We start from the raw sequence: 12,741 nt of genomic DNA, 5'->3' as shown, positions 1-12,741 counted from the left end.
ACGGTGCATGAACGCCATTGCAAGGATTGCTTTTCGCAACTTGGGCCGTAACCGCCGCCGCTCCTTGATCACCGGCGCAGGTATCGCCCTGGGGGTAGGCATGTGCATAGCCGTGCTGGGCATCATGGAGGGGCTCAGCGCGGAATTGATCAACGGCACTACTGATGGGCAATTGGGCCATATCCAGGTGCACCATCCCGACTACCTGTCGCGCCGGCAATTGCTCAAGACCGTGCAGCAGGCGCCAGCACTGAGCGAGAAGGTGGCAGCGCAGCCGGGTATTGCGGCAGTCAGTGGCCGCCTGTATGGCTGGGCCTATCTCAGCTATCGCCAGCGTGCCATCGGCGTGCAGTTGTTGGGCGTGGACCCGGTGCATGAGGGGGCGGTGACCCGCATGCCACGGCAGATCGTGGCGGGTGGATTTCTACCAGCCGCCCCAACGCCCTGGCCGGCTGGCAAGCAGCTGACCGAGGCGCAGGCGGCCCAGGACAGGGCGCTGACCGAGCAGGCCATTGCCAGCGCTTTCGACCAGATCGAGCAACTAGATGCGGCACCCACTGCTGCGGCACCGGCCGGGCTGGCGGCGCAGACCCAAGCCATTGTCGAGCAGATAGCCCCTACCCCCAGCAAGCCTCCCGCCGTGGTTTTGGGCAACAAGCTGGCCCGCAATCTGGGCGTACGGCCTGGTGATCTGGTGACGGTGCTGTACGAGAACGCGCAAGGCGCCCAGCTATCGCTGCAGGTCCAGGTGGTGGGGATAAGCCGTACCGGTACCGACCTGCTGGACCGTACCCGCGCCTTGCTGCATCTGGCGGACTTGCAGCAGATGCTGGGCCTGCAGGAGCAGGTGCATGAACTGGCCATACGAGTGCAGCAGCCACAGCAGGCACAGGCGCTCGCGGCCGGCCTGCAGCAGGTATTGAGCGGTGGCCAGGACTTGTCGGTGCAGGATTGGGCGGCGTTGCGGCCGGACATCCTGGCCTTGATCACCTCCAACCGCATGCTGATGGGCAGCCTGGTTTTCATCGTGTTTCTGATTGCCGGCAGTGGCGTGCTCAACACCATGTTGATGAGCGTGCTGGAGCGGCAGAAGGAGTTGAGCATGATGAAGGCACTAGGCTTGTCGGCACCGGGCGTGACCTGGCTGGTACTGCTGGAAACCCTGTTGCTGACCCTGCTGGCCACGGCGGCGGGCCTGGTGCTGGGGTTGGGGCTGATTCTGTATCTGCAGCAGGTGGGCTGGGATATCCGCAGCTTTGGCGAGTTCTCGCTGTCCGGGGTGGAAGTGGCGCCGGTACTGCGGGCTGAACTGACGGCCAGCGGCGTTGTGATTCCCTTGGTAGCCATGTGGCTGATCGCCATCCTGGCAGCGCTGCACCCGGCCATCCGGGCGGCGCGTATCTCCCCAGCTCTGGGCATGAGGTCTGCATGAAACTGGAACGTAAACTTGCCATGCGCAATCTGTTGCGCAACCGTCAGCGCAGCCTGCTGACGTCCATCATGATCGTGGCCACCGTCAGCCTGATGATCCTGTTCCAGGGATTGTCGGACGGCGGTCATCGGGCCATGGTCGATATCGGCATCAAGATGGGCCTGGGTCATGTGCTGGTGTACCAGCAGGGCTATAACGATGATCCCTCGCTGGAGCACCTGCTGGTAGATGCCGCAGCTACGGGGCAGCAGCTGCAGCAAAGTGTGCCCGAGCTGACCCATATGGTGCGGCGGCTGCACCTGAATGGCCTGATACAGGCAGGTGCCAACGGCGTGCCCATCACGCTGGCAGGGGTGGACCCGGGCCTGGAAGTGCAGGTGTCGCGCATCGCCGACCGCAAGTCGATGACGGCGGGCCAGACTCTGGCCGAGCTGCCACGCGAGCGCTCAGGCAATGGCTTGCCCGGCATCGTGATAGGTGAGCAGTTGGCGCGCAATCTGGAAGTGGGGCTGGGCGACCGGGTCACTGTCAGCGTCAAGCCCAAGGGTAGCTCCGATCTGTCGCGCGAGGCCTTCCTGGTCACTGGCATCTTCAAGACCGGCATGCAGGAGCTGGATGCCTTCTGGGCCGAGTTGGACATTGCCGATGCACAGCGGCTGGCCAGGCTTGGGCAGGAGGTGAGCGTGCTGGCACTGTATCTCGATGACGTGGAGAAGGTGGGGCCGGTGGCGGCCAGGTTGTCCAGCCAGTTGCCGGCTGGCAAGTACGAGGTACTGCGCTGGGATCAGGTAGCACCGGAGCTGCACTCGGCGGTGATGCTGGATGCAGCGGGCATGTACCTGCTGATGGTTATCGTCTTCGTGGTGGTGGCCGCTGCCATCCTCAATACCATCCTGATCTCGGTGATGAAGCGTACCCGCGAGTTCGGGGTCATGCTGGCGCTGGGGGCCAGCCCCGCCCTGGTGGTGCGGGTGGTGTTCTGGGAGGCCCTGTTCCTGGCGCTGTTCTGCATCGCCCTGGGCGGTGCCCTGGGGTATGCCGGCCACTATCACTTTGCCACCGAGGGGCTGAACTTCCGCGAGGTGTTCGGTACCACGCTGGAGGCTGGGGGTGTGCTGCTGCCCGATCGTTTCTTCTCCTTCATTTACCCCGGCAAGCTGGCCTTCAGCCTGTTGTTCGTGCTGTTGCTGACCTTGCTGGTCACCATCTATCCGGCCATACGGGCCAGCCGGCTGGCGCCGGTGGAGGCGACACGACATGGCTAGGCCAGAAGCAGGCAAGACAGCAGTGCTGGATGCGCCAGGCAATGCATCCTCAACGAAAAAGGCGACCACTATGGCGAACACAAGCGTGATCAGGCTCGAACAGGTAGGCAAGGTATTCGAGCAGAAGAAACAGCGTTTTCAAGCGCTGAAGCAGATAGACCTGACGGTGGAGTCCAGTGAGTTCGTGGTGATTGCCGGGCCGTCGGGTTCCGGCAAGACCACCTTGCTGAACCTGATCGGCCTGCTGGATCAGCCCAGCTCCGGCAAGCTGTTCTTCAACGGCCGCGATCTGTCGCAATGCTCCAGCACCGAGCTGGCACAGCTGCGCCGCGACCAGATCGGCTTTGTGTTCCAGGCCTACAACCTGATGCCGGTGCTGACTGCGCTGGAGAACACCGAGATGGTGATGGAGTTTCGCGGCATGGCAGCCGACAAGCGCCGCGCTGCAGCCCGCAAGACCCTGACGGCGCTGGGGCTGGGGGAGCTGATGGATCGCTATCCCGACCAGTTGAGCGGTGGCCAGCAGCAACGCGTAGCCGTGGCCCGCGCAGTGGCGGGCGAGCCCATGCTGGTGATCGCCGACGAGCCGACGGCCAACCTGGATTCACGTACGGCCGAGAGTCTGATGGACCTGATGTCGCAGTTGAATCGCGAGCATGGCATCACCTTTATCTTCAGTTCGCATGATCCACGGGTGATCTCGCGGGCCAAGCGGGTGATTTCACTGTGCGATGGCAGCATCGTCAGCCCGGTGTCGCAGGCCGTCGAATTCAGCCATGCCGTTTGAGGTGGTGCTTAGGCGGCATGGCCTGGGGGCGGGCCTAGTCTTGCTGCTGGCGGGCCAGGTCGCCGCACAGGCGGACGATGCCCTGTTTGCCGATGAGCTGGGTGGCCGCGAAGCCCGCCTGGGCGGCGTCTTGAAGCTGGGTAGCACGCTGGTAGACGAGCCGGAACGTGAGCGTGCCTACCTCAGCAGCGGCTTTGCCCGGCTGGAGTATGAGCAGCCCCTGGGGCCGTCCGGCAAGCTGATTGCCCATGGCCAGCTGGACCTGCTGGCCGCGTCGGACCGGCGCCTGTACCAGGCCATGCGTGACCAGCCTGGGCCGGTGGACCGCTCGCTGACTCTGCACAAGCGGCTGGAGCATGGCCACCAGCACCAATGGCGCGCCTCGCTGGACTGGCTTTACTACCAGCACGACTGGGAAGGCGGGCGGCTGACGCTGGGGCGCCAGCCGGTGAGCCTGACCCAGGGGCGTATCTGGTCGCCGGCCGATCTGCTGGCACCGTTTGCCCCCGGTGACCTGGAGCGCTTGTACAAGCCCGGTGTGGATGGGGTACGGCTGGCCTGGTCTGCCACGGCGGATCTGAGTCTGACCAGCATGGTGACCAGTGCCAAGGTGCAGGGCGAGGGTAGCCATGCCAATTTTCTGCAGCAGGCCGACTGGGCAGACGAGCGTGGCAAGACCACTTTGCTGCTGAGCTATCGCGATGGCCAGCGCAGCGTGGCACTGAGTCGTCAGCATAACAATCTGCTGGCTGGGGCCGATGTCTATGGCGAGCTGGCAGCCAGCCGGCTGGAAGCGCGTAGTGCGCAGCTCTGGCGGGATCGCACGGCGGTGCGAGCGGTGGTGGGGCTCAATCGCAAGGTGGCAGAGAACACCTTGCTGACGCTGGAGTACTTCTATCAATCGCTGGGCGTGACCGAGCCCGCCGACTATGCGGCATTTGAGCAGCGCGCAGCCCAGACCGACCTGCCGGCCATGGGGCTGGGCCGCCACAAGCTGGGCGTGGCCTTAAGCCGTCAGGTTTCGACCTTATTGAGCCTGGAAGGGCAGTGGCAGGCCAATCTGAATGATGGCAGTGGCGCGGTGTCTGGCCTGCTCAAATACTCGTTGCAGAAGGATCTGGAGTTGCGCGCTGCATTCAGCCTGGCCCTGGGCGGCAAGCGCGACAGCGAATACCGGCGTCTGGGCAACGCCTGGCAACTGGGCATGTTTTATTACTGGTAGGACCGATGGAAACGTTGGGCTGGCAGCCAAGCCGGCCCTGGGGATGGACAACAACAGGAGGCGCCATGCGGCTGAACACACTAAAAAAACTGGTGTTCGATAAGAACATCTTCGGCTTTCTGGGACTGAGCGGCAATATCAACCAGCTCTACAAGACCAGTTTTGCCACGGCTGCCAGCTCGTGCGGCCTGCTCGACTACCTGCACGCCAGGCCGCGTACGCTGGCCGACATCCAGTTGAAGCTGGCTACCGACCATACCCAGCAGGCAGGCCTGGAGGCCTGGTTGGGCTGCGGCGTGCGGTTTGGCGAACTGCGGCTGAAGGATGGCCACTACACGCTCAAGGGCAAGCTGTCGCGATCGCTGGCGCAGCCGCGCAATGAGATTGCCGCCGCGACGCTGGAGGAGGTGGTGCGCTACCACTACGATGCCCTGCTGAACGCGCCCAGCCGACTGCGCAGTGGCCACAAGTACAGCCTGGCGGACCAGGACGGGGAATTGATCGCCCGCTCCTCGCGCATACTCGAACCCTTTGTGGAAGAGGCCATCGAGTGGGCCTTGCGCGATGGCAAGGTGCAACGGGTGCTGGAGGTGGGCTGCGGCTCGGGCTACTACCTCAAGTATCTGAAGCAACTGTCCCCGAACCTGCAGATAGATGCCATCGATTACCAGCAGGAGGTGGTGGCGTCGGCCAAGGACAATCTGCGCCTGTGGGGCTTGGAGGGCCAGGTCGAGGTGAGCTGTTGCGACGTCATGGACTATTCGGCGGCGGGCACTTACGACCTGATTACCCTGCATAACAACATCTATTACTTCCCGCTGGCCTCGCGGATGGCCCTGCTGCGCCACCTGCATGCACTGCTGGCGCCCGGTGGGCAGCTGTTGCTGACCACCAGTTGCCGCGGTGGCAGCCCGGCCATTGCGGCGCTGAACCTATGGTGGTCGCTGTCGGACGTGAGTGGCGCCCTGCCGCACAGGGATGAACTGGTCGGCATGCTGAGCCAGGCTGGCTTCAGCCGGGTGGAAGCCCGGCAGATGCTGCCCGGCGAGAGCTACTACGGATTTCTGGCCAAGGCTGACAACACCATTCAATAAGGCAGGGGCGGGCGCACGCAGGTGCACCGTACCCAGGAGCAGGAGGCGCTATGAAACAACTGGAGTCGGTAGTGGGGCTGGAGGCCATCCAGGGCTGGGTGTGCGATTTCGACGAGGGCGCTGCGCTCTCGGTGCAGCAGATAGGAGGCAAGGGGTACAACCTGATACGGCTGCGGCAGTTTGGCTTTACCGTGCCGGAGGGGTTTTGCATCAGCACGGACGCTTACCAGTATTTCATCAAGGAAACAGGGCTGGGGCAGGATATCTATCAGTTGCTGCAACTGGGGGATGAAACGGTCTACAGCGAGATTGCCGAGTTGATCTGCAAGACTGCCATGCCTGCGCCACTGGCCGAGGCGATATTGACGGCGTATCGGCGACTGGGGGCGGCGCTGGTGGCGGTGCGGTCGTCCGGTGTGGACGAGGATGCTGCCGAGCATTCCTTTGCCGGCCAACACGATACCTTCCTGAATATTGCTGAGTCGCAGCCGGTACTCGATAGCGTGCGCGCCTGCTGGGCCTCGATGTGGAACGCCAGCGCCATGGCCTATCGCGCCAGGCAGGCAGCGCCGGGCATGCCCCAGGCCATCGGGGTGGTGGTGCAGGCCATGATCAATGGCGAAGCATCGGGGGTGGCATTCAGCGAGAACCCGCTGCAGGGCCAGGCCGATCAGTTGTTGATTGAGGCCTGCGTGGGTTTGGGCGAGGGCCTGGTCTCGGGGCGGGTGGTATCGGACAGCTATGTGCTGGGCAAGTCGCCCCTGCAACTGACCAGCAGCCAGATCAACTACAAGCCGACGGCGTTGCAGCGGGGCGAGGACGGCAGCACGGTGGAGCGCGAGCTGGATGCTGCGCTGGCTGTGCGCCCGGCTTTGAGCGAGGCGCAGGCGCTGGAACTGGGGCGGCTGGTCGTGCTGGTGGAGCGCAGCTATGGCAAACCGCAGGACATCGAGTGGACCTGCCGAGCCGGCCAGTTCTTCCTGCTGCAGAGCCGGCCCATCACCACCACGGCAGTGTCGCTCGATAGCGGCTCGCCCCATGTGGGTGAGCCGGATGAAGTCATCGCCAAGCGCATCCTGTGGTCGCGCATGGACATAGGCGAGATATTCACCGGTCGCCTGACGCCGCTGGGGGTCTCCTTTGCCAAGTACTACCAGTACCGGGTGCATCGCGATTGCGGAGTTGGCCTCGGTTTGCTGGACCTGGGCAAGGAGGACGAATACATGGGCTATTACAAGGGCCATGTGTACCTCAATGTCGCCTATACCGCCTACCTGCTGGCGCAAACCCCGGCGGGCAAGGACCAATCGGTATTCATCAAACGCTTTGCCAGTGCCGAGGTCGATGTAGAGCGCTACCAGAACCCCTACGGCGCGGTACATCACCACGAACGGCACACCCCAGGCAGGACCAATCGTTACTGGCTGCGCAAGACTGCACAGGAACTCCTGGGCGCCAAGGCTCGCGCCAAGCATATGGTGGCATCGCGCTACCAGGAGTTCGACCGGGCCATGGCCATGGATCTGGGGCGGCTCAGCCTGTTTGAGCTGCGCGAGGAAATGACTCATTGCCTGGATTACTTCAAGGCCATGCATGTGGGCTATATGCCGTTCTACATCAATGCCTTCGGTCTGTATGGCGTACTGGAGGAGCTGTGTCACGCTTGGCTGCCGCAGGATGGCAAGCATCTGCAGAATCGGCTCAAGGGCGATATGTCCAATCTGCGTACGGTGGAATCGGCGCGCGACATCTGGCGTCTGTGCAAGGCGCTAGATGCCTACCCCGAGGTCAAGGCGCTGTTCCTGCAGGCCGATGTGGCGGCCATCGAAGTGGCATTGCCGACGTCCAGCCAGGGCCGTGAGTTTCTCAAGCGTGAGATGTCACCGTTCATGCGCGCCAACGGGGTGCGCGGGCGTGAGGAGATGGAGCTGACCTATCCACGCTGGATTGATGACCCAGGCTATGTGCTGCAGATGATCAAGACCTATCTGGAGCAGGGCTATGAGGTGGAAAACAAGCTGCAGGCCTCCAGCCAGGTACGCAGCGTGGACACCGACAAGCTGTTGGACAGCCTGCCCTGGTTCAAGCGTCTGGTCATGAAGCGGGTGATACGCATGTACAGCGCCTGTAGTCGCATGCGCGAAGAGACCCGCATGAGCATGATTACCTCGATCTGGCTGATTCGGCGCATTGTGTATGAGCTGGGCAGACGGCTGACCGAACAGGGTCTGCTCAAGCATATCGACGAAGTGGCCTATCTGGACTTTGGCGACCTGCTGACCCATGTGAACGACTACGAGACGGCGGAAACCCTGTTCAGCCGCGCCAAGATAGAGCAGGCGCGGCGTCAGCATGTCAGCTATCTGGAGCAGCCCGAACCACCGCTGACCTTTATCGGCAGCGCCCACAATGCCGTGCCGGTCAAATTGCCGGAGGCGGGCGAGCATCTGCAAGGCCTGGGAACGTCCAATGGACGGATATCGGGGCGGGCCAGGGTCATTACCGATCTGCGCCGGGAGGCCGGGCTGCTGCAGAAAGGCGAGATCATCGTGGCGCGCTTCACCGATGCCTCATGGACACCATTGTTCGCCTTGGCCAAGGGGGTGGTGACCGACATCGGCTCCATGCTGTCGCACAGCTCCATTGTGGCACGTGAGTTTGGCATCCCGTCGGTGGTCAATACCAAGCTGGCGACCGAGCTGATCAAGACCGGTGACTGGATCACCCTGGATGGCGATAGCGGGGTCGTCATCATTGAAAACGACAAAGAGGAGAACACACCATGCTGACCATCATCGACAAGATCAAGCTAAAGGACCCGGCCTACGAGGACGACTTCGTCAAATGGGTGCGGGAGGTGGACTACCTGACCTGCCATGAGTTGCCCAGCGTGCAGTCGTTTTGCGTGCACAAGGTCATGCGTGGTGGGGATTGCGACTTTGTCGAGACCATTACCGTCAGCTCCTGGAAGGCGTTTGAGCAGGACATGGCAAGCCCGCAGTTTGCCGGCCTGGTGGCACGGTTCAGCCAGATGGCCGATGTGAGCGAGCAACTGGTGTGCGATCCGATAGCGCCCGGCTACCAGAAGTAAGCCTGAGCCGGCACGGTGACCCGGCGGAGGCTGGCGTGGTTTGCGCCAGCCTGCCGCTGGCACCGCTACGCGAGGCCTGGCAGGCTGATGGCAGGTTGGCGGCCGGCCTGCCCAGCTGGCTTTGTGCCGATGAGATGGGCTTGTTGGCACAGTTTCCGGTGCAGAAGCGGCAGCTGGAGTGGCTGGCGGGCCGCCTGGCGGCGAAGCAGGCGCTAAGCCACTACCGCAACTGGCTGGATGCCGCAGTGCCGCACCCAGCGGGCATGGCCATACAGCGGCAGCCGGATGGGCGGCCCTTTGTGGATGAGCGCACCTATCTCTCCATCAGCCATAACCGTTGTCAGGCAGTGGCGGCGGTGGCCAATTGCCCGGTGGGTATCGATGTTGAGTCCTTTGATGCCTTGCAGGCGGGCAGCATTGCCGACCTGCTGGCCGAGCAGGAGGTCGTGGCGGTGGCGGCAGGGCAGGGCTGTGATCGCAGCCAGGCCCGTACCTTGATCTGGTGCTTGAAGGAGGCCTTGTTCAAGGCCTGCGGCCAGCGGGCCTTTGTGCCGTTTGCCAGGGCCATACAGATATTGGACTGGCCGCAGGGAAAGGTGCCGCTTTGGCGGGTGGACAGCCGTGCCGCGGGCCAGGCCTGGACCGAAGAGGCTGCGCCAGCCTGCGACCATTGGCAGGTAGAGACAGCATGGACCGAAACCAGTGCCCAGGTACTGGTGTATCGGCAAGGGCGGCCTGGTGCCGACCCCATAAAACGAGCGGAGGAATGAGGGAATGAGTTTGAACCGTATCAGTGAGAGCGAGCAGCTGGAAGCCCTGCTGGGTGACCCCTACGCAGCGGAGGGGCGTCTGGGTTATGCGCTGAGCCATGAATACGACGAGGCGGAGCGGTTTCCCGAGGCCCATATCGACACCCTGCGGGAATTGGGCTGCTTTGCGCATTTTGTGCCCGAGCGCCTGGGCGGCAAGCTGGCCGAGTTTGAGCAGCTGGCGCTGATATGCCGGGTGATTGCCCGGCGCGACCTGACCACGGCCATCGCCTTTGGCCAGACCTTGCTGGGTGCCTTGCCGGTATGGCTGGCAGGGAATGCCCAGCAGCAGGCCAGCCTGCAGCAACAGATGCAGGAAGGTGGGCTGGGCTGCCTGGCATTGACCGAGAAAGCCCATGGCAGCGATATTTTTGCGACCGAGGTCCAGGCACGGCAGGTGGGCGACCAGTTGTACCTGAATGGCAGTAAATGGCTGATCAACAATGGCAGCCGGGGGCTGTCGGCTACGGTGCTGGCCAAGCGCAGCCAGCCCAGCGGGACATCGGAATTGTGCCTGCTATACCTGCAGAAAGCGCAGATGGACAAGCGGCACTGGCAGCCGCTGGCCAAGATACGGACCCACGGCATACGCGGCGCTGACATCAGCGGGCTGGAGTTCACCGAATGCAAGGTGGCTGCGGACAGCCTGCTGAGCGGTGGCGAGCCGGCGCTGTTTACGGTGATCAAGGGGCTGCAGATATCGCGCATACTGTGTGCCGGTTTCTCGCTGGGTGCCTTGGATACGCTGTTCCGCCTTACCTTGGGTTTCAGCCGGGAAAGAGTGCTGTATGCCCGCACCGTGCTGGAGATTCCTGCTGTGCGGGCCAACCTGGCACAGTGCTATAGCCGTACCTTGATGGCCGACCTGCTGACCCAGGTGGGTAGCCGCGCCATCAGTCATCTGCCAAGCCAGCTCAGTCTTTATTCCGCCATCGTCAAATACCAGGTGCCGACTGAGGCCGAGCAGTTGTGCCAGCAACTGAGCGTCACCCTGGGGGCACGCCACTATCTGCGCGACGCTTACCAGTTCGGCATGTTCCAGAAGTTCATGCGTGACAACCAGGTGGTGAGCCTGTTTGACGGCAGTACCCAGATCAACCTGGGACTGATCGCCAGCCAGCTGAATGCCCTGAGTGCTGGCCTGCTGGCGCGGCAGGCAGCGCCGGCCGGCATGTCTCATCTACAGCAGGTGATACCTTTGTTCCGGGTACAGGCGCGTTGTGCCGGGTTCCCCGAGCAGTCGCAACTGGCGCTGAACAACGGTGGACAGGATGCCATCATGGCGGCTTTTCTGGAGCTGCTGGCCGAGCCTGCGCTTTTGCGCTGCTGTGCCGAGACCTTGCCCTTGGTAACGAAGTTGCATGCCGGCCTGCTGCAGTTGCTGCGCGAGATACAGGCGCTGGCCCAGCCACCCGCCACACCCATCAACTCGGCCTGCTATATGGATCTGGCCAAGCGTTATGTGCAGTATTTTGCCGGCGCCTGCGCAGTATTGGCCTGGCATTGCAATGACGAGACCCAGGCCCAGGAGTTTGCGGGCTTTGCCTTGCTGCAGGAGTATCTGCGCTACCTGCTGGACGTACCGGTGAGCCCGGCTTGTGCCGCCCGCCATAGCGAGATTGTGGAGATGGCCGTCGCCAAGGTGGATCAGCGCCAGCTGCTGTCACTGAATCGGGTGCAGATCAGTTAGCCTCTTAGCCTCTGTTCAAGGCCTTGGGGCGGGGACGGCGGGGAACTATCGCACCGGCTGGCTGGACTGACACTTTAAACAGAACAGCCAGCCGGAGGATATTCATGCGACAGATCGCCATTCCATCCCTGTTTCGAGAAGTACTGGGCGAGTCTCAAAGTGTGGTGGAGGTTGCGGCCATATTGCTGGTGAGCCTGGGGCTTACCGGCCTGTTGTGCTTGCTGCATGCCGAGGCGGTATTTGCAGTGGCCCCTTGGCGCAGCGTGCTGGCCATCTTGCTGGTGCTCGATATCATCGCCGGCTGCATCGCCAATTTCAGTTATTCCACCAACCATTACTACGCTAACAACAGCAAGGCCAGGCTGGTCTTTATTGCCATCCATGTCCACCTGTTGGCGGTTGCCTGGTTGCTGGACCTTGGCTGGCAACATGCGCTGGTGGTATGGGGCTACACCATGGGTGCAGCCCTAGTGGTGAATGCCCTGCACGGCAATCGTCTGCAGCGTTTTACCGCCGGTGTCCTGCTGGTGCTGGGAGTGGCACTGGTGTTGCTGGCACCTGCTGCGCCGTCGTTCTTTATGGTGGTGTCGCTATTGTTCATGATCAAGGTCATGTTCAGCTTCGCGGTTGACCACTACGGCAGCCCGGTGGAGGGCTGAGCATGGATGCCGCACAGGAGATCAGCCGGGCCTTGCAGTGGCGCGATAAAGCTGCGTTCGTGGCACTGATGAACCAGGCTTTTATGCCCGACCCACTGTTCCAGCGCCTGTTTATGGCGGGCCAGACTGAGGTCGAGGCTAGCCGTCGCAGCCGGGCTTTCCTTGCTTTTCTGTTTGACCAGGCCTTTCTGATGGGCCATCGCTTGCGCGGGCGGTTTGACGGCGACCGATTGTTGGCCTGCTATCTGCTGGAGACCCCTGGCACAAACCTGCTCAGGCGGCTGGCTGGGGGCTGTTGCCTGTTGTTCAAGTCGCTAGGCCTGCCCTGGCGGGTATCTTTTGCCGCCTTTGGCCTGATGAATGCCTATATGCGGGCTACCCGTCGCGCAGCGCCTACCGTCCCACACTATTACCTGCGCATGATAGGGGTGCACGACAGTGTGCGGGGCACCGGCCTGGGGGGCAGTCTGCTGCGCGAAATCATTGCCCAGGCAGAGGCGGATGGGCGGGTACAGGGCCTGGCGTTGGATACCGAGAACCCAGGCAATCTGGCGCTCTACTATCGCTACGATTTTCTGCTGGGCGCAGTGCAGGACCTGCGCGGTCTGACTCTCTACTGCCTGTTTCGTCCCAACCGGGGTGTCGGACTGCCCGGCACCAGACCAAATAACTGATTCACATCAGGCAAGCGC

At 62.6% G+C, this 12,741-nt stretch carries 11 protein-coding genes; all 11 read left to right on the top strand.

All coding sequences use genetic code 11. From position 1 onward, the window contains the following. The first annotated feature begins 7 nt into the window (after positions 1-7). The 11 genes from QWZ03_RS13995 to QWZ03_RS13945 all read left to right on the top strand — a co-directional run bounded on the left by QWZ03_RS13995 (position 8) and on the right by QWZ03_RS13945 (position 12,723). Positions 8-1,432: an ABC transporter permease gene (locus QWZ03_RS13995; protein WP_290333287.1), complete on the top strand. Its 1,425-nt coding sequence runs from the start codon at positions 8-10 to the stop codon at positions 1,430-1,432. Then, entirely contained in the window at positions 1,429-2,697 is a 1,269-nt protein-coding gene (locus QWZ03_RS13990) for an ABC transporter permease (protein WP_290333286.1), read from the top strand. The genes QWZ03_RS13995 and QWZ03_RS13990 overlap by 4 nt, the downstream gene beginning before the upstream one ends. Before the next feature lie 70 nt (positions 2,698-2,767). Continuing rightward, entirely contained in the window at positions 2,768-3,484 is a 717-nt protein-coding gene (locus QWZ03_RS13985) for an ABC transporter ATP-binding protein (protein WP_290333285.1), read from the top strand. Beyond that, positions 3,474-4,706 (top strand): hypothetical protein, encoded by a 1,233-nt coding sequence (locus QWZ03_RS13980; protein WP_290333284.1) that lies wholly within the window; start codon positions 3,474-3,476, stop codon positions 4,704-4,706. Before QWZ03_RS13985 ends, QWZ03_RS13980 begins: the two co-directional genes overlap by 11 nt. A gap of 65 nt (positions 4,707-4,771) precedes the next feature. Beyond that, positions 4,772-5,800 (top strand): SAM-dependent methyltransferase, encoded by a 1,029-nt coding sequence (locus QWZ03_RS13975; protein WP_290333283.1) that lies wholly within the window; start codon positions 4,772-4,774, stop codon positions 5,798-5,800. A gap of 50 nt (positions 5,801-5,850) precedes the next feature. Continuing rightward, positions 5,851-8,589 carry a PEP/pyruvate-binding domain-containing protein gene (locus QWZ03_RS13970; RefSeq protein WP_290333282.1) on the top strand — a complete coding sequence of 913 codons (2,739 nt, stop codon included), beginning with the start codon at positions 5,851-5,853 and terminating at the stop codon, positions 8,587-8,589. Beyond that, positions 8,583-8,891, top strand: coding sequence for a RedY/HapK family protein (locus QWZ03_RS13965; protein WP_290333281.1), 309 nt, complete (start codon positions 8,583-8,585; stop codon positions 8,889-8,891). Before QWZ03_RS13970 ends, QWZ03_RS13965 begins: the two co-directional genes overlap by 7 nt. Further along, positions 8,858-9,661 (top strand): 4'-phosphopantetheinyl transferase family protein, encoded by an 804-nt coding sequence (locus QWZ03_RS13960; protein WP_290333280.1) that lies wholly within the window; start codon positions 8,858-8,860, stop codon positions 9,659-9,661. The genes QWZ03_RS13965 and QWZ03_RS13960 overlap by 34 nt, the downstream gene beginning before the upstream one ends. Before the next feature lie 4 nt (positions 9,662-9,665). After that, positions 9,666-11,390: an acyl-CoA dehydrogenase family protein gene (locus QWZ03_RS13955; protein WP_290333279.1), complete on the top strand. Its 1,725-nt coding sequence runs from the start codon at positions 9,666-9,668 to the stop codon at positions 11,388-11,390. Positions 11,391-11,494: 104 nt separating this feature from the next. Beyond that, entirely contained in the window at positions 11,495-12,049 is a 555-nt protein-coding gene (locus QWZ03_RS13950) for a hypothetical protein (RefSeq protein WP_290333278.1), read from the top strand. Positions 12,050-12,051: 2 nt separating this feature from the next. Next, complete coding sequence (locus QWZ03_RS13945) at positions 12,052-12,723, top strand: GNAT family N-acetyltransferase (RefSeq protein ID WP_290333276.1); 672 nt, start codon at positions 12,052-12,054, stop codon at positions 12,721-12,723. Positions 12,724-12,741 lie beyond the last annotated feature (18 nt).

Source organism: Chitinimonas viridis (genome assembly GCF_030409555.1).
GTDB lineage: Bacteria > Pseudomonadota > Gammaproteobacteria > Burkholderiales > Chitinimonadaceae > Chitinimonas > Chitinimonas viridis.
This window is presented reverse-complemented; position numbering and strand designations above follow the sequence as displayed.

What these genes read in the sequence shown, in the direction of transcription:
- QWZ03_RS13965 (WP_290333281.1), top strand. Translation starts at nt 8,583, where the DNA reads ATGCTGACCATCATCGACAAGATCAAGCTAAAGGACCCGGCCTACGAG.
- QWZ03_RS13950 (WP_290333278.1), top strand. Translation starts at nt 11,495, where the DNA reads ATGCGACAGATCGCCATTCCATCCCTGTTTCGAGAAGTACTGGGCGAG.
- QWZ03_RS13985 (WP_290333285.1), top strand. Translation starts at nt 2,768, where the DNA reads ATGGCGAACACAAGCGTGATCAGGCTCGAACAGGTAGGCAAGGTATTC.
- QWZ03_RS13945 (WP_290333276.1), top strand. Translation starts at nt 12,052, where the DNA reads ATGGATGCCGCACAGGAGATCAGCCGGGCCTTGCAGTGGCGCGATAAA.
- QWZ03_RS13975 (WP_290333283.1), top strand. Translation starts at nt 4,772, where the DNA reads ATGCGGCTGAACACACTAAAAAAACTGGTGTTCGATAAGAACATCTTC.
- QWZ03_RS13995 (WP_290333287.1), top strand. Translation starts at nt 8, where the DNA reads ATGAACGCCATTGCAAGGATTGCTTTTCGCAACTTGGGCCGTAACCGC.
- QWZ03_RS13970 (WP_290333282.1), top strand. Translation starts at nt 5,851, where the DNA reads ATGAAACAACTGGAGTCGGTAGTGGGGCTGGAGGCCATCCAGGGCTGG.
- QWZ03_RS13955 (WP_290333279.1), top strand. Translation starts at nt 9,666, where the DNA reads ATGAGTTTGAACCGTATCAGTGAGAGCGAGCAGCTGGAAGCCCTGCTG.
- QWZ03_RS13990 (WP_290333286.1), top strand. Translation starts at nt 1,429, where the DNA reads ATGAAACTGGAACGTAAACTTGCCATGCGCAATCTGTTGCGCAACCGT.
- QWZ03_RS13980 (WP_290333284.1), top strand. Translation starts at nt 3,474, where the DNA reads ATGCCGTTTGAGGTGGTGCTTAGGCGGCATGGCCTGGGGGCGGGCCTA.